General features: G+C 51.4%; 17 protein-coding genes and 1 pseudogene. 2 read left to right on the top strand and 16 right to left on the bottom strand.

What is annotated here, in order from left to right; translation table 11 throughout:
- Positions 1-73: 73 nt before the first annotated feature.
- From cysE to ACJJI4_RS22275, 14 genes and pseudogenes are all read right to left on the bottom strand, one after another.
- Entirely contained in the window at positions 74-901 is an 828-nt protein-coding gene (gene cysE, locus ACJJI4_RS22340) for a serine O-acetyltransferase (RefSeq protein WP_413664156.1), read from the bottom strand.
- A gap of 1 nt (position 902) precedes the next feature.
- Positions 903-1,889, bottom strand: a complete 987-nt coding sequence (locus ACJJI4_RS22335) for an SrkA family protein kinase (RefSeq protein ID WP_444892629.1) — start codon at positions 1,887-1,889, stop codon at positions 903-905.
- A gap of 159 nt (positions 1,890-2,048) precedes the next feature.
- The gene (locus ACJJI4_RS22330; RefSeq protein ID WP_413664155.1) at positions 2,049-2,519 is read right to left on the bottom strand and encodes an ankyrin repeat domain-containing protein; all 471 of its coding nucleotides are present in this window, start codon (positions 2,517-2,519) and stop codon (positions 2,049-2,051) included.
- Between the two features lie 56 nt (positions 2,520-2,575).
- Positions 2,576-4,075: a catalase gene (locus ACJJI4_RS22325; RefSeq protein WP_413664154.1), complete on the bottom strand. Its 1,500-nt coding sequence runs from the start codon at positions 4,073-4,075 to the stop codon at positions 2,576-2,578.
- 165 nt (positions 4,076-4,240) lie between these two features.
- A complete protein-coding gene (locus ACJJI4_RS22320) occupies positions 4,241-4,627 on the bottom strand; it encodes a DUF6632 domain-containing protein (RefSeq protein WP_444926505.1) in 387 nt (128 codons plus the stop codon).
- Positions 4,628-4,652: 25 nt separating this feature from the next.
- Positions 4,653-5,030 carry a VOC family protein gene (locus tag ACJJI4_RS22315; protein WP_444926504.1) on the bottom strand — a complete coding sequence of 126 codons (378 nt, stop codon included), beginning with the start codon at positions 5,028-5,030 and terminating at the stop codon, positions 4,653-4,655.
- 146 nt (positions 5,031-5,176) lie between these two features.
- Positions 5,177-5,593, bottom strand: a complete 417-nt coding sequence (locus ACJJI4_RS22310; RefSeq protein ID WP_282930221.1) for a hypothetical protein — start codon at positions 5,591-5,593, stop codon at positions 5,177-5,179.
- 197 nt (positions 5,594-5,790) lie between these two features.
- Positions 5,791-7,728, bottom strand: a complete 1,938-nt coding sequence (acs, locus tag ACJJI4_RS22305; RefSeq protein WP_413664151.1) for an acetate--CoA ligase — start codon at positions 7,726-7,728, stop codon at positions 5,791-5,793.
- Positions 7,729-7,942: 214 nt separating this feature from the next.
- Positions 7,943-8,308: a cupin domain-containing protein gene (locus ACJJI4_RS22300; RefSeq protein WP_413664150.1), complete on the bottom strand. Its 366-nt coding sequence runs from the start codon at positions 8,306-8,308 to the stop codon at positions 7,943-7,945.
- Positions 8,309-8,348: 40 nt separating this feature from the next.
- Positions 8,349-8,579, bottom strand: a complete 231-nt coding sequence (locus tag ACJJI4_RS22295; protein ID WP_444926503.1) for a 2-thiouracil desulfurase family protein — start codon at positions 8,577-8,579, stop codon at positions 8,349-8,351.
- Positions 8,580-8,635: 56 nt separating this feature from the next.
- Entirely contained in the window at positions 8,636-10,444 is a 1,809-nt protein-coding gene (locus ACJJI4_RS22290) for an Ig-like domain-containing protein (RefSeq protein ID WP_444926502.1), read from the bottom strand.
- Between the two features lie 215 nt (positions 10,445-10,659).
- Positions 10,660-10,785: pseudogene (locus ACJJI4_RS22285) on the bottom strand (aspartate 1-decarboxylase); the annotation flags it as partial.
- Positions 10,786-11,174: 389 nt separating this feature from the next.
- Positions 11,175-13,004, bottom strand: a complete 1,830-nt coding sequence (locus tag ACJJI4_RS22280) for an Ig-like domain-containing protein (protein ID WP_444926501.1) — start codon at positions 13,002-13,004, stop codon at positions 11,175-11,177.
- A 266-nt stretch (positions 13,005-13,270) separates the two neighbouring features.
- Positions 13,271-13,765, bottom strand: coding sequence for a 2-thiouracil desulfurase family protein (locus ACJJI4_RS22275; protein ID WP_444926500.1), 495 nt, complete (start codon positions 13,763-13,765; stop codon positions 13,271-13,273).
- A 178-nt stretch (positions 13,766-13,943) separates the two neighbouring features.
- Here ACJJI4_RS22275 and ACJJI4_RS22270 point away from each other — a divergent pair, with 178 nt between their 5' ends.
- Positions 13,944-14,861, top strand: coding sequence for a polysaccharide deacetylase family protein (locus tag ACJJI4_RS22270; RefSeq protein WP_444926499.1), 918 nt, complete (start codon positions 13,944-13,946; stop codon positions 14,859-14,861).
- Positions 14,862-14,905: 44 nt separating this feature from the next.
- On the opposite strand, the gene panD is transcribed toward ACJJI4_RS22270, so the two are convergent.
- Together panD and panC are read right to left on the bottom strand one after the other, a co-directional pair.
- A complete protein-coding gene (gene panD / locus ACJJI4_RS22265) occupies positions 14,906-15,292 on the bottom strand; it encodes an aspartate 1-decarboxylase (RefSeq protein ID WP_413664143.1) in 387 nt (128 codons plus the stop codon).
- 13 nt (positions 15,293-15,305) lie between these two features.
- Positions 15,306-16,154 (bottom strand): pantoate--beta-alanine ligase, encoded by an 849-nt coding sequence (gene panC / locus ACJJI4_RS22260; RefSeq protein ID WP_444895400.1) that lies wholly within the window; start codon positions 16,152-16,154, stop codon positions 15,306-15,308.
- A gap of 293 nt (positions 16,155-16,447) precedes the next feature.
- Here panC and ACJJI4_RS22255 point away from each other — a divergent pair, with 293 nt between their 5' ends.
- A complete protein-coding gene (locus tag ACJJI4_RS22255; RefSeq protein WP_413664141.1) occupies positions 16,448-17,146 on the top strand; it encodes a DUF6515 family protein in 699 nt (232 codons plus the stop codon).
- Positions 17,147-17,280 lie beyond the last annotated feature (134 nt).

Raw genomic sequence — 17,280 nt, 5'->3', positions numbered from 1 at the left:
AGAACAGTGCCGTTGCATCATTTCCCCAGTGATCCCAGCCCCGCAGCCGGTGTTCGCTACGGGGCGACAAGCCTTACTTCTGTACTTGCGACAGGGCACACTGATCCATGGATAATGCCGGTTCAGCACAGGTGGCTGCCCCGACAACTTTTGCCGGCACTCCGGCCACTAACACCTTTGCCGGTACCGTTTTAAGAACCACACTTCCGGAAGCAATTTGGGCGCACTCGCCAATTTCAATATTGCCCAGCACCTTGCTGCCCGCACCGATTAAAACCCCGTGGCGGATTTTCGGGTGGCGGTCCCCGCTCTCTTTGCCAGTGCCGCCCAGTGTAACGGACTGCATGATGGAAACATTGTTTTCCACTACAGCCGTTTCACCTATAACGATACCGGTCGCGTGATCCAGCAATATACCGTCACCCATACGCGCAGCCGGGTGAATATCCACACTGAATACGACAGAGACGCGGTGCTGTAAGAACATAGCCAGGGAGCGGCGCTGCTGCTGCCACAGCCAGTGGGCTACACGGTGAACCTGCAAGGCGTGAAAGCCCTTAAAGTACAGGAAGGGCTCGTGCAGGGAGTGGCAGGCGGAATCCCGCAGGTAAATTGCGTTCAAATCCGCTCGCGCCGCATGCCCTATGGAAGGGTCAGCTTGTAGCGCCTCATCGATAACCTCGCGAATTAACAGCGCCGGTGCCACCGCATTGTCCAGCTTGTTGGCCAGGTGAAAGCTGAGCGCCGCCTCCAGGGAATTGTGGTTCAGGATGGTCGCGTGTAGAAAGCTGGCCAGGATCGGCTCCCGCTCTACCTGCTGCGCCACCTCTATACGAATCTTCTCCCAGATCAGATCCGCCTCAGCCTCGGTGCATGTCGCATCCATTATTGCTTTCTCCATGTTACACAGCCCCCAGGGTCAACGGGGGCTCCAGCAGCGCAGACTGCTGCTCGCGCAATGCCAGTATATGCTCTGCCCAGTAACGGGCAGTATTAAACCAGGGGAACGCCTGGGGAAAAGCCGGGTCCTGCCAGCGCCGCGCCAACCAGGCGGCATGATGCATCTGCCGCAGGCAGCGCAGAGGCTCCACCAGCTGCAACTGCTGGGGATCAAAACTATAGAAGGTTTCATAGCCTTCCAACACTGCATCCAGGTAGGCGGTTTGCTCTGCGCGATTGCCGGAAATCAACATCCAGATATCCTGGATCGCCGGCCCCATCAGGCAGTCGTCCAAGTCCACAAACCAGGGAGTTTCATCCCGCCACAGGAAGTTGCCACTGTGACAATCACCGTGCAAGCGCAGCATATCCCAGTCCCGCTCAAACAGCGGGGCTATTTGTTCGATAATGTGGCCCGTGACGGAAGCGTAGGCCTCGCGGTTCTCACGTGGCAGGAAATCTCCATTCAGGATAAATTCCCGGCTATCAATTGCGAATCGCTGCAAAGTGAGGGATGGGCGATAGCTGAAAGGTTTGGCGCTGCCGGCCGCATGAATGCGACCCAACATGGTCCCCACCTGCTCCAGGTGATCAAAGTTATCCAGCTCCAACTGGCGACCGCCCCGTCGGGGGAAAAGCGCAAAACGGAATCCAGCGGACTCCATCAGGGTGCGCCCATCAAACTGTATCGGTGCCACCACAGGAATTTCGGCCTCTGCCAACTCCAGGGTGAACTGGTGCTCCTCTAATATCTGCTCATCACTCCAGCGCCCCGGGCGATAGAACTTGGCAATCAACGGCTCGGCATCCTCAATACCCACCTGATAGACGCGGTTTTCATAACTGTTTAGAGGGAAAATACGCGCATCGGAAATCAGCCCGGTAGTCTCGACACAGTCGATCACCACGTCCGGCGTGAGGGCTTCATAGGGATGATGATTCGAGGTCATAGTGGGTACCAACTGGATTGCAGCTGGCTATGCTAACGCGGTCGCGGGGGCGGGGACAAACTGAGAAATGTGCCGCAAGCTAAAGCGGCCAACTCAAGGGGAGTTCACGCAGGACAGGAGCGGTGACACCACCCAATGCCAACCGCACAAAAAACTGGCTTAACCGCCATTTGCCCGCTGTTGCTGCAATAGCTGAACCATTTGGTCACGACCAAAGACTTCGGCAAAATCCTCTGCGGAGTGGCCGGCCTTATTCACCTGCTGTGAATCGCAATCCTGCTTTAGCAGGGTTCGTGCAAGGGCAAACTCACCGCGAAAAATCGCTGCCATCAGGGCAGTATTGCCACGGCGATCCTGGGCACAGGCATCTGCACCTCTCTGCAAAAGGTAATCCACAGCTTCCCCGTTGCCGTTGTAAGTGGCAATCATCAGTGCCGTATAACCTTTCGGGTTGCGTACATCCAGGGGGAAACCCGCTTGCGAAAATTCACGCAGCACCTCGGTATCACCAATCCTGGCTGCGGCAAAATAATACTGGGAGAGTTCGGTAAAATCAGATTCCGTTTTTTCCGGCTCCCCTGCTTGAACCCCCAGGGTAAGAAAGAGTAGTGCGAATAAAAATGATCTCATAATTTCACCTGTATAAATTTAGCGGGCGACAGAGGTCGCCCGCGCTTGGGTAAAAATTACCGGGCCAGTTTTTTCACGCGACTCAGATCGCCACCAACCGCTTTGGTTAAGCGCTGTCCGTAGTCCTTGTCCGCTTGGTAGAAGTGGCTCAGCATAATGTGCTTAGTGTTTTCATCACTCACTTTACCCAGATCACCAGCGAGGTTTTCAATCAGGTTCTGGCGCTCTTCAGGACTCAGGCTGCGGTAGAAAGCACCCGCCTGGGCAAAAGGCAGTTTCTTTTCAATGGCCTTTTGCTGGGTGCTGCCATTCAACGCCTTGTTGCTATAAAGACCTTTGGGGTCCTCGGTGCGCGCATCGATACGGCTCGGCTGATAGTTCACATCTGAAGTCTGTTGGCCGTAATTACCCGCCCCATCCTGGTTCCAGTTATTTACGGCAACACGGGGACGGTTGATAGGCAATTGCTGGTGGTTAGCCCCCAGGCGATACATTTGCGTATCGGAGTATGAGAATACGCGGCCCTGTAACAAGCGGTCTTCCGAAGGCTCAATACCCGGCACAATATTAGCTGGCGCAAACGCGGATTGCTCAGTTTCCTGGAAGAAATTTGTGGGCACACGATTGAGTGTCATGGTGCCAACTTTGGTTTCCTTCACGTCCAACCACATTTTGGTGGCGTCCAGGGGGTTGTAATTGAAGCTGTTAAGCTGGGAGGGCTTCAATACTTTAATAAACAGATCCCACTCGGGGTACTCGCCTTTTTCAATCGCGGCATACATATCGCGAGTTGCGTGGCTGAAGTCCTTGCTCTGAATTTCTGCTGCCTCTTCCGCAGTCAGGTTCTTAATGCCCTGGCGAGTTTTCCAGTGGAATTTCACATAGTTTACTTCACCCTTGTCATTGATAAATTTATAGGCGTGAACACCCCAGCCATCCATCTGGCGCAAGTTAGCCGGTGTACCGTAATCGGAATAGACCCAGCTCAGCATATGGGTAGATTCCGGCACATGGCTAAAGAAATCAAAGAAACGGTTGGGGTCCTGTTGATTAGTCACCGGGGAGGGCTTTAGGGAGTGAACCATATCCGGGAATTTAATCGCGTCGCGGATAAAAAATACCGGCAGGTTGTTACCCACTAAATCCCAATTGCCTTCTTCCGTATAAAACTTGGTGGCAAATCCACGGGGATCGCGCAGGGTTTCCGGGGAACCTTTTGAGTGGATTACTGTTGAAAAACGCACAAACACTGGCGTTTTACTACCGCGCTCAAACACCGCTGCGCGGGTTAAATCACTGAGGTCAGCCGTCGCAACAAATTCACCGTGAACACCAGTACCGCGCGCATGTACTACACGCTCGGGAATACGTTCACGGGCAAAACGCTGTAATTTTTGAATCAATTGAACATCTTGCAGCAAATTACCACCATTTTCTCCGGCGGTTTGTGCGTTCTGGTTGTCTCCGACTGGGGCGCCATTATCGCGAGTCAATGTCTCTGCATTGGCACCGCCTATCAGACCGATAGTTAATGCAAATAAGGGTAAGTATTTCATGGGATTATTTATCTCTACTGCCATCTCTATTACAGGAGTAGAGCTTATAAGGGGGATCAATAAGCGGGAAATTAGACCTTGTTATCGCTCTTATAGCAGGGATCAATAACGTCGAGCCAGAAAGAGCAATTCAGATTTTTTAACAAGTCAAAATAAAGAAATTATTCAATCAGATTTTTTCCGTCTGGGCATAAGATACCAAAGCACAGCGGCGATCAAAAAAAGTGCGGGGATATCTCCCATCAAATTAATCCGTTCTGTTTTATCCACCAATGCCTGCACCAACATAATGACGGCATGTACAAGGCTGGACCATATGGTAAACCAAATTAAACTGGTATTTGCGGCGGGATTTTTTGCAGCGCGTATCAAGAACACCCCCAGGGTGACATAAATACCGATAATCATTTGCTCGTATTCTGGCTGCCGCGGAGTCCAGCCCCACCCTTCCGGCCAAATCCACATCATCATCGGGTAAATCGCCAGAATAAAAAGCACTCCTACAACGACCAGCGCTATTGGCAGGTATTTTGCTCGAGTTACCTCGTTCATAAATTACTCCCAAATCTCGATCGACTTATTCCTGTAAGTCCCCCGGTAAATGACACTCTACTTCCAGGTTGTGTCCATCGGGATCAAGTACGTAGGCGGCGTAATAACCAGGGTGATATTGTTCGTAGACAGCCGGTGCACCATTGTCCTTGCCTCCGGCCTCCAGGGCCAAGCGATAGAATTCCCTGACCACTTGCCGCTCTTCAGCGCGAAAGGCGATATGCAATTGTGGAGTGGTGCTGGTCCCCCCACGAATCCAGAGTTCCGCTTTATCTGCCCAACCAAAGCCCGCCCAATCGTCAAACTCCATCACCAACTGGTATCCCAGTGGCATCAGCGCCTGCTGATAGAAGTCCTTACTGCGTTCATAGCTGTGCACATAAAGGCGGATATGATCAAGCATCGTATAAACCTTGGGAGGGAAGCGGATACTTCTGCAAGATAGCCTAGCGAGGGGAGTCACGCCGACTTTTAGACGTGCGAGACAAAGAGGAGGTTGTGGCAGGTAGTTCACTTCATGCAGTCATACCCGCCACTGCAAGGTTGGGATTAAGGGGCGATATACCAGTGATAAATACCGTAAGAAGCGACGCCCAGACCAAAGAACAGCTGCCCCACCAACAAAACCCTGAAAGCGAAAGTGTATCGGGCCAAGTCACCTCGGCGAATGGCATCGTTGGAAAAAATTCTCGCTTCCTCAGGGAATCCCATTTCCAGGGTTTTCAGTGCCGGAACAGCAAGCTTGATAAGCTGGCGGCTGCGAATGTCCATCAGCCAAAATACGGTTACCAGTATGACCACAGACCCTCCCAGCAACGCCAGGATTAGAGGGTGGAAGTCTTTCTCCATGGCAGTGAAAATTCCGCCCTCAACAAACATGGTTAACACAACAAAAAAATTAAAAACCTTGAGGCGCTGATCGGCGGCGAAGCGGTAGTGATCGCAGAGGTACTGTCCCTGTTCCAAACGGAATCTCCTTAACTGTAAATACCCTTAAAACAATATCCGGAGTTAGAGGGTTACTAACTGCACAAACCAGCAGGCATTTACTTGTCTATTTAGCTGAAAATGGCGCAAAAATCGGGGAGGAATTTAACCTCTTGCCCCAATGAAAAGGCCGGGCTATGCCCGGCCAATAAAACCTTCACGCGCCACACCTATGGTCAGCGATTTTCGCGGTGATCAATCAATGCGTCAACCACAGTGGGATCGGCAAGAGTGGAAACGTCTCCCAGATTGTCCAACTCATTGCAGGCAATCTTCCTCAGGATACGCCGCATGATTTTGCCAGAACGGGTTTTTGGCAGTGCTGGCGCCCATTGGATAAAGTCAGGCTTGGCAATTGGCCCTATCTCCTTGCGACAGAGTTCAATTAATTCTGCCTTAAGCTCATCACTGGGCTCATGACCGGATTTAAGCATCACAAAGGCATAGATCCCCTGCCCCTTGATATCGTGAGGATAACCTACCACCGCTGCCTCCGCCGTATCATTGTGCAGTACCAGGGCGCTCTCAATCTCAGCTGTTCCCAGGCGGTGTCCAGAGACATTTAACACATCATCAATGCGCCCCGTGATCCAGTAATAACCGTCACTATCGCGGCGGGCACCATCGCCAGTAAAGTAATAGCCGGGGAATGCGGAAAAATAAGTATCCAGCATTCGCTGGCGATTGCCGTACACATCCCGAATCATCGAGGGCCAGCTCTTTTTAATCACCAGAGAGCCCTCGCCCTCCCCTTCAATCTCCCGCCCTTCACTATCCAGCAGCGCGGGCTGTACCCCAAAAAAGGGCCGGGTTGCCGACCCGGGTTTCAGAGCCATGGCACCGGGCAGTGGAGTGATCATCTGCGCACCGGTTTCAGTCTGCCACCAGGTGTCCACAATCGGGCAGCGCTCATCGCCCACTACGCTGTAATACCACTCCCAGGCCTCCGGGTTTATCGGCTCACCCACGGTGCCTAAGAGTCGCAGGGAGCTGCGCTCGGCGGCTTTTACAAACTCGTCACCCGCTCCCATCAACGCCCGAATCGCTGTCGGCGCGGTGTAGAAAATATTGACCTGGTGCTTATCCACAACCTGCCAAAAGCGTGAAGCATCCGGGTAAGTGGGCACTCCCTCAAACATCAGGCTGGTGGCCCCGGCACACAATGGTCCATAGACGATATAGCTGTGCCCAGTGATCCAGCCCACATCGGCAGTACACCAGAAAATCTCACCCTCGCGATAATCAAAGGTATATTTGAAAGTCATGGTGGCCATCAGCAGATAGCCGGCAGTGGTATGCAGGACCCCTTTGGGTTTACCGGTAGAGCCAGAGGTATAAAGGATAAACAGCGGGTCCTCCGCTCCCATCACTTCAGGCGCGCAGTCCGGCTCCATCTCACCTATGGATTCGCCATACCAGATATCCCGCTTGCTATCCCAGTCTACCGGTGTGCCCGTGTGTTTAACCACAATGGCCGTATGCACATTAGGGCAGTCCACCAGCGCTTTATCCACATTGGCTTTCAGCGGTACTCGCTTACCGCCGCGAACCGCTTCATCAGCAGTGATCACCAGGCGACAATCGGAATCGAGAATACGGTCTTTCAGGGACACCGGGGAGAAACCACCAAATACTACCGAGTGCACAGCGCCGATACGGGCACAGGCGAGCATGGCGTAGGCCGCCTCCGGGATCATCGGCATATAAATACACACCCGATCTCCCTTTTTAACCCCCCGGGATTTCAGCAGGTTGGCCAAGCGACACACATTTTCGTACAGGCTCTGATAGCTGATTGCCTTACTATCAGCGGGATCATCTCCCTCCCACAGAATTGCGGTCTGCTCGCCACGGCTGGCCAGGTGCCGATCGATGCAGTTTACGGTTACGTTCAACTGGCCATCGGAGAACCAGGCGGTATGGCCTTTGTGCAGATCCTCCTCAAGAACCTGGGTGAACGGCTTGTCCCATTGCAAAAAGTCCTTGGCCTGTTGTGCCCAAAACGCCTCTGGGCTCTCTACCGACTGGCGGTACATTGTCTCGTAGTCTTCGGCGCTAATAAGCGCATTGGCAGCAAAACCGGGGGAGACTGGGCGGGTATGCACTTCAGACATCATCTTCTCCTTTATTATTAGCGTGGCATGGCTAGCCTAGAGAAATCTGAGTTTATTAGAGCTTTATTCTTGTCACTTTATAACATAGCCGCTGCGAAACAATCCCTCATCTCGAAATTTGGCATGGGGCGAGGACAATCCAACGCAGGCCTGAAAGGTGCAAGTTAATCAGACAAGCAAACAGTAAAAGATAGTTGATTAACAGCTCAATCACTTAGATCCAGACATCATTTTTCGCAGTTAGATCTCCACCGGCATCGCCCGTATTAACGACCCCTTTAGGCTCAATCAATAGTACTTCACATTCCTGTTCAGCTCTGGGTTTATGCTCCACACCCTTTGGTACTACCGTCATCTCACCAGGTCCAAGGGATATGACACTATCGCGAAACTCGATCTGCATATGCCCGGAAACTACAACAAACACCTCATCGGTATCGGGATGATCATGCCAGGTAAATTCACCCTGGATCTTAACCAATTTAAACTGGTAATCGTTCATCTCGGCAATCACTTTAGGGGACCAGTGCTCCGAGAACAGGTTCAATTTTTCTTTAAAATTGATAACTTTAGAATTCACTTTTATACCTACCTTTAATATGACTATATATCTGGAAAGCTTAGTTATCTCTGGATACTTCCAAAAGTTTCCTAAGCCTGCCCACAATATTCTGGTTAAATACCTGTATACCCTCCCTCCTCAGTAGTGCAGACACAACGCCAGAACCAACTATTTTCGCACCAGAAAAACTACCATCGTAAATATAATCACTACCACATGATGGGCTATTTTCCGTAAGTACTGCGCATTTAATATTGTGCTGGGGCCAGACCGCAACAATAGAAAACAAATCAACTTAAGTTTGCCTGTACCGGGTTACCAGCCCGGTACATTTAGCAGAAAAAACTAGCGAGATTGGAAAATAAGAAAGCGGTTATTACCCGAGTCGTTGATAATCAACTTATCTTCATAAGCGGTAATACCGTCGGGCCATTTCAGCGTAGCAGCACTTGGCAACTCCCCCTCGTCAGTAACCCCATTTTGGTTGCTGTCGTTGAAGGCACTGCGATCAAAATCTCCCTGCCCCAAGACAATATCTGCCGGAGCGAAGTTTTCCTGTGGCCACTGGTCCCAGATCAACACTCGGTTATTACCACTGTCCGCCACAAATAACTGAATGCCATTCGACCAGATACCCCGTTCGAATAAACTCAGGGTTTTTCGACTTGTGGGCTGGCTTTCATTGCTGACAAAATCTGCTTGCCCCAAAACTATATCCGCCGGAGCAAAGCTACTAGTAGGCATTGAGTTCCACAGAAGTACCCGGTTATTTTCTGAGTCGGTGATGGCTAACTTTTCTCCATCGCTCCACACATCTCCGGGCGCAGCCAATGTGCGAGCACTGACCTGCTCAATCGAGCCATCTTGCTCAGGGTCGTTAGGGGTGCAATTATCCAGTGTGGACTGGCCCAGCAGCCAATCCGGTGCCGCATCTTCCATTGAGGGCAAGTCATCCCATACCACCACTCGAGCCTTAGACCACGAGGCCGCGAATACGCGCCCCTCCGCAATTATCGCACTGGTATATATGGAGTGGTTACCCTGGCAGTTGTCCTTCGATAGTTTGGCACTAGGCAGTGCCCGACCATCTTCGGGAATAGTATCGTAAACATAAATACTGTGGTACTCGGGGCCCAAAAAATAATTTATTAAAAGTTTTCCGCTATCAAAACTGATATTTGTGGGCCCGCGACCAAAATCTCCCACGCTGCTTTCGTCGAGACTATCTTCATTGAGCGCTGCATTGGCCGGTGCTCCATTACTTGCGGGGATCGAATTAAAAATCAACACCCGATCATTTGTAAAATCGGGTACGAACAACTTCCCCTCATCAGTAACGGCAGCGGAACCCAGGGGGCCCTCGCCAAGATTCTTTGCATTGATGGCGGTCAAAGCACTGGAAAAATCATCCTGGCCTATCACGACCTGCGCGCTGTCAAAATTCTCAAAGTACAATGGCACAGTAAAATTGTGCTGTTCAGCGGGGAGATCCAGGCCAGCGGGGTCTTTGGCTTCAAGGTGCAGGCTGCGATCCTGCCCGGACAGCCAGCGGCTCTTGGGAGCTATCACCAAGGTGTCGTCATTAAAGCGCGACTGGGACCAGGTCAGAATGTATTCATCATCCAGCAAGGAACCGCTAATTTGCAGGCTGTCGCGATCTATCGACTCGGAAAACTGTATCGTGATTGCGCCATCCTTCTCCAAACGCTCCTGTGCTGGAGATACACTGACTACGGAAGGGGCAATTTCATCCACGGTATAGTGAGCATCAACCTCTGCCATCTGGTTACCGGCTGCATCCTGCGCGGCAATTGTCAGGGAGAGTTCTAGCCCCTTTGCCCACTCCGCTATCGGGGTTAAGATCAGGGTGTCCTGATCGACTTGAGAGAGCTCTCCCATTTCCTGCATGGCGCCACTTAGGGACACATCCTCCAATGCCACCGCTTCGCTAAAATCCAGCAGTAGGGTGTCGGTTGCTGCAATAGAGGCCCCGCTGGCGGGAGTCAGTGTCAGGCTCGGCGGAGTGGTATCCACAGGCGCAGGATCTTCACCACCACCGCTGCCACCGCTGCAGCCATAAAACGCGGAACTGATCGCCAGTACCAATGCCGCTTTGATAAACTTGCTATCGGCTTTAAAAAACTTGCCTTCCACCACTGCCTCCTGCAGCCATTTAAATAGCCGACAGGGTATTCAGTCTTACCTGTTTATTGCCACAGCAGTCACTGCCAATCTGGACCCTAAAAATGACAAAATCTGGCGGGTTGGGTGCTGTGTCACAAAATGAAAATTTTCAGGGACACTGCGCTAATCGTACTGACATAGGTGTGGAAGCGCTCATCATTGCTCACATTGTAAATATTGATTTATTCGAATTCGCGCAGACCAGCCAGTTCTGCCAGGCCCTCATCAATTGCACAGGAACCGTCATACCAGAGTTCGGCCTGAGTCACTGCGGCCATGTGCAACTTGCACTTCAACATTTCAATTTGCATAGTTGGATACCCCTCAGAGTTCCAGGAAAACATTGTCGATCAAGTGCGCTGCACTGGTGTAAATAGCTCCCAGAATCGTGATTTTTTTATCGTCATCTGCCGCTGGCTGTAAATCCTTGCTGTAACAGATGGAGAAGTAGTCAACTCACCACCACTTCAGACATCATCTTCTCCTTTATTATTAATATGGCGCTTATCGCCACAACGCGACAGAGCGCATAGCGGCTTTACATCCACTGCTATGTAGCGGGGGGAGAAAGCAGACATCTAACAAGAACTGATGAAAAAATGAGAAGCATTGCGATGGGGCCAAACCGCAACAATAGAAGGAAGATCGCCCTAAGTTTGCCTGTACCGGGTTACCAGCCCGGTACATTTAGCAGAAGAAACTAGCGAGATTGGAAAATAAGAAAGCGGTTATTACCCGAGTCGTTGATAATCAGCTTATCTTCATAAGCGGTAATTCCGTCGGGCCATTTCAGCGTAGCAGCACTTGGCAATTCCCCCTCGTCAGTAACCCCATTTTGGTTGCTGTCGTTGAAGGCACTGCGATCAAAATCTTCCTGCCCCAAGACAATATCTGCCGGAGCGAAATTTTCCTGTGGCCACTGGTTCCAGATCAACACTCGGTTATTAGCACTGTCCGCCAAAAATAGCTGAATACCGTTCGACCAAATATCCCCGTCTGTTATATCCAAGGTTTGTCGACTCGGGGACTGGCTTTCATTGCTGGCAAAATCTACTTGCCCCAGGACTATATCCGCCGGAGCAAAGCTACTAGTAGGCATTGAGTTCCACAGGAGTACCCGGTTATTACCCGGGTCGGTGATGGCTAACTTTTCCCCATCGCTCCACACATCTCCGGGGCCAGCCAATGTGCGAGCACTGGGCTGAATAACCGAACCATCCTGCTCACGGTCGTTAGCGGTGCAATTTTCCAGTGTGGACTGACCCAACAGCCAATCCGGCTCCGCATATTGCATTAGGGGCAAGTCATCCCACACCGCCACTCGAGCCATATACGACGAGGCCGCGAATACGCGCCCCTTGGCAATCATCGCACTGGTATACGGAACTGCTACACCTGAGCAGGGGTCCATTGGCAACCGAGAACTCGGCTGCGCACGACCGTCTTCAGGAATAGTGTCGTAAACGAAAATACTAGCACCACCTGATTGCTCAGAATAATTTATTAAAAGTTTTCCGCTATCAAAACTGATGGTTGATGGCCTGCTACCATAATCATCCTCAGCACTTTCGTCGAGACTATCTGCATTGAGCGCCGCATTCGCCGACGCTCCATTGCTTGTGGGGATCGAATTAAAAATTAACACTCGGTCATTTCTGTAATCGGGTACAAATAGTTTTCCCTCATCAGTAACGGCCGCGGAACCCAGGGGACCCTCGCCAAGTCTTTTTGCATTGATGGCGGTCAAAGAACTGGAAAAATCATCCTGGCCGATCACGACCTGCGCACTGTCAAAATTCTCAAAATAAAGTGGCACGGTATAACTGTGCTGTTCAGCGGGGATATCCAGGCCAGCGGGGTCTTTCGCTTCAAGGTGCAGGCTGCGATTCTGCCCAGGCAGCCAGCGGCTCTCGGGAGCTATCACCAAGGTGTCGTCATTAAAGCGCGACTGGGACCAGGTCAGAGTGTATTCATCATCCAGCAGGGAACCGCTAATTTGCAGGCTGTCGCGATCCATCGACTCGGAAAACTGTATCGTGATTGCGTCATACTTCTCCAAGCGTTCTAGCGTCGGGGATACACTGACTACAGCGGGGGAAACTCCTTGCACGGTATAGTGGGCGTCAACCTCTGCCATCTGGTTGCCGGCCGCATCCTGCGCGGCAATTGTCAGGGAGAGTTCTAGCCCCTCTGCCCACTCCGCTATCGGGGTTAAAATCAGGGTGTCCTGATCGACTTGAGAGAGTTCTCCCATTTCCTGCATGGCGCCACTTAGGGACACATCCTCCAATGCCACCGCTTCGCTAAAATCCAGCAATAGGGTGTCGGTTGCTGCAATAGAGGCTCCGCTGGCGGGAGTCAGTGTCATGCTCGGCGGAGTGGTATCCACAGGGGCAGGGACTTCGCCGCCACCGCCACCGCCACCGCCACCGCCACCGCCACCACTGCAACCATAAAACGCGGAACTGATCGCCAGCACCAACGCGGCTTTGATAAACTTGCTATCGCCTTTAAAAAACTTGCCTTCCACCACTGCCTCCCGCAGCCAACTAAACAGCTGACAGGGTATTCAGTCTTACCTGTTTATTGCCACAGCAGTCACTGCCAATCTGAACCCCAAAAGTGACAAAGCCCAGCAGGTTGAGTGCTGCATCACACAATGATTATTCTCAGGGGCACTGCGCTATTCGTACTGACATCAGGGAGCCATCGGCTTCGCCGGCAGTAATCAACCTATAGGGCATAACTGTGACCAATGCCCTTTTTTACCGATCTAATTTAATGAATACTAACAACTTAATTCACGTTGGATACACTTATCAATTCTCTAAGTTCCCCAACAGTATGCTGACCAAAAACTATTATTCCCATCCTTTGAAGAAGCGCAGACACAACACCAGATCCCATTATTTTTGTCCCTGAAAAACTGCCATCGTAAATATAGTTACTTCCGCAAGAGGGACTATTTTCCGTAAGCACTGCATACTGGATATTATGTTTCCTGCATAATTCCAGAGCCAGTTTGGCCCCCAGCATAAATTGCTCAGTTAGATCTGTTCTATCACTACCTATAACCCCGGCAGTTCCATCTAACACCTCTGTTCCATTTGCGCCACAGATCTCAGCCGGCACCCTCGGAATAGGCAATCCCGCTGCCACTTCCGGACACAAGGAAACAATTTCCTGAGTATCCACAAGCCACTCAAAATCATCGCTATTGGCCTCAACACTACTACCGTCATAGCGCACGGCGCAGTTCAAAAGGCAGGAGCTTACAAGTATTTTGGCCATATACATCTGAAGCTATAGTGGACACAATAGGAAGCCGTACTCTACCGCAACTGAGTCTAGGCTACTGGACAACGCAGGCTTTCTGACAAGTAAATTAAGACAGAAAACCTGAATAGAAGGACAACTAAATCCTAGCCTGGCGAACAGCTCGTAAATAAACTCATTAGAGTAATAAACCATGCAGCGTTCAGTCATATTATTGATAATTTACTTATTGGCAATCCCAGTCGCTAACGCCAAACAACTGGCAATTACTTTCGATGATGCCCCCCGTAAAGCCGATGGTTATTTTGATGGACCAACCCGGGCCAAAACATTAATTGAAAACATAGAAGAATATAAAGTTGGCAAAGTAGCCTTCTTTTCCAATACTCAATCCTTCGATAAGGAAGGGTTGGAGCGGATGAACCGCTACGATAAGGCTGGGCATATTATTGGCAATCACACCCATAGCCATCCCAATTTTCTGGAAACAGGGCTATCCACTTATCAAGCGGATTTTTTGCAGGCCCACCAGCTGCTTCAACAATTTGACAACTTTAAACCCTATTTTCGCTTTCCCTATCTGCGCGAGGGAGAAACTGTCGAAAAACGCGATGGTATCCGGGATCTACTACAGAAAAATAACTATCAAAACGCCTATATCACCTTAAATAACTACGACTGGTATATCGAAGAACTTTTCCAAACAGCAGTGAAAGACGGAAAACCAGTTGATATGGAAAGACTCTCCAACTTTTATGTCGACGTTCTTATGGCGAGCATTAAGTACTACGACGATATGGCAATTAAATATCTCGGGCGCTCCCCAAAGCACGTCATACTGTTGCATGAAATGGATATTTCAGCCCTGTTTATTGGTGATCTGGCTGAAAGACTGAGGAAGGAAGGCTGGGAGATAATTCCTTTAGAGGAGGCCTATCGGGACCCCATCGCCAAATACCAACTCGCCCAACCGATTAAATATAACCCTGGCAGAATCGGCGAAATCGCTTTAGCTAAAGGACAAAAGAAAAATCTCTGGCACTACACCCTGGACGAGTCCTACCTGGAAAAGAGGTTTAATCAGGAAGTGTTATTAATGTCTGGTCAATAAGCAGCGGGGATGCTACAGGGCACAACGCCCTGTAGCGAAAAGAGTCAGGCTTCGGCTAGCTGAACCGGAATCGTATTAGTGCTGCGCTCTACCTTGTTGTTCTCATCCAGGTAGACCAGCTTGGGCTTGTGGTTATCGGCTTCGCCCTCTGTCATCTGCGCATAGGAAGCGATAATAATGCGGTCACCCACCTGTACTCTGCGTGCAGCGGCGCCGTTCATGGAGATAATACCGGAACCGCGCTCGGCGAGGATCACATAGGTGTGGAAGCGCTCACCATTGCTCACATTGTAAATATCGATTTTCTCGAATTCGCGCAGGCCAGCCAGTTCTACCAGGTCCTCATCAATTGCACAGGAACCGTCATACCAGAGTTCGGCCTGAGTCACTGCGGCCATGTGCAACTTGCACTTCAACATTTCAATTTGCATAGTTGGATGCCCCTCAGAGTTCCAGGGAAACATTGTCGATCAGGCGCGCTGCACTGGTGTACATAGCTCCCAGGATCGTGATTTCTTTATCGTCATCTGCCGCTGGCTGTAAATCCTTGCTGTAACAGATGGAGAAGTAGTCAACTCGAAAGCCACTCTCTTCAATTCGCTTGCGCGCCTCTGTCTCGAGGTCGGCGAAATCCCGGCGTCCAGCCACAATTTCATCCTTAGCCCAGTTAAGTAACTGGTTGAGTACAGCAACCTTCGGTCGCTCTTCCGCAGTGATATAACCATTGCGAGAGCTCATTGCCAAGCCATCTTCCTCACGGTGCACCGGCGCCGCCACAATTTCCACCGGCATACACAGGTCTTCCACCATACGGCGGATCACTGCTAACTGCTGGAAATCCTTAATCCCGAAAATAGCCTTATCCGGCTGCACAATGTTGAAAAGCTTCGAAACTACGGTGGTGACCCCTTCAAAGTGACCCGGTCGGCTGGCGCCGCACAGGACATCGGTCATCGCCGGACAAACCACGCGGGTCTGCTGGTCCATGCCGTTGGGGTAAATCTCACTCTCATCCGGGTGGAACAGGAAGTCACAGTCCGCTTCCCGCAGGCTGGCCATATCCCGCTCCATAGTGCGCGGATACTTATCCCAATCCTCATTCAAACCGAATTGCAGTCGGTTGACGAAGATGGATACCACAACCAGATCGCAGTGTTGCTGGGCGATTTTGACCAGCTCTATATGGGCATCGTGCAGATTGCCCATGGTTGGCACAAAGCCGACGGTCTTGCCATCTTTGCGGGCCTGGGCCAGCGCCTCGCGCAGACTTGCTACGTGGTGGAAGACTTGCATCTTGCTACCGCTCACTATGAATCAGCGCGGCATCATACTCGCTGAGACCAGGTGTCTCAACATAGCAAAATTGCCGCTCTCAATAAGATTTCGCCGCAGAATCCAGCCTGTGGCCCCGCCAGACAATCTCTGCCCATACCTGAACTGCTAGTCACTATCGACGCCGTCGATTGCCGCCGAATTTTACCCCATTCAGTTCAGGAAGTGTTCAGACCCGCCAGGGCAAACTTCACGCCAAGATACACAAAAGACCTGATCTGAAAGAAAAGAGCCCCACGCTCGGGAGAGATGTTATGAAACACCTCACTACTGCCATCGCCACCCTAAGCCTGCTGCTGATCGCAGCACCCGCCCTGTCCGAGTCACATCGCGGGCACCAGCGCGCCATGGACGACCACCACAAATATGGAAGAGCCGAACGCGAGCAGCGCCACTTAAAGAAACAGCACGACAAGCATCACGACCGCCAGCAGGAAAAGAAACGCCGCAGACAAGAGCGCAAGAAAGAAGAGCGCAGACGTGAACGCAGAGAGGAGCGCCAGCACCGCCGCGAAGTTCGCCACGCCTATAAAGAGGGCTACAACAAAGGCTATAACAAAGGGCATAGAAAAGGCCACAAGCAGGGCCACCGCCACGAATATCGCGCGGCACACAGACCGGTTTACCGCCACGGTTATCGCGGCCACCGCCCCCACTACCGTCCCTCGCACTACGGTTATGGCTACCGCTGGCGCCACCTGCCGCGTAATTTCGTCAGTATCAGTATCGGAACAGCGGGCTTCTACTATAGCGATGGAATTTTTTATCGCCCGGCTTCTCACGGCTACGTAGTAGCCCAGGCCCCCCACGGCGCTATCGTGCACAGCCTGCCAGCATCAGCACTGACCGTGGTAGCCGGTGGACACAATTACTACGTGGCTTATGACACCTACTACCTGTGGGACCATAGCCACCGCGGCTACCGGGTTGTCCCCAAGCCGACCTATTACTGATTACCCAATCCCCCCCTCCCTGCGGCCCTCGGGCCGCCTTTTTTTACTCAAATTTGCGCAGATCAATCACCTTCTTAAGCCCCCTGTCGCAGAGTGCAAAAGAGCTGGGCATCCACTCGCTCCCCATTTACTTT

This window comes from Microbulbifer maximicatervae (SeqCode), assembly GCF_052467305.1.
The sequence above is the reverse complement of the archived record's forward strand: the minus strand, read 5'-3'. Positions and strand labels throughout refer to the sequence as shown.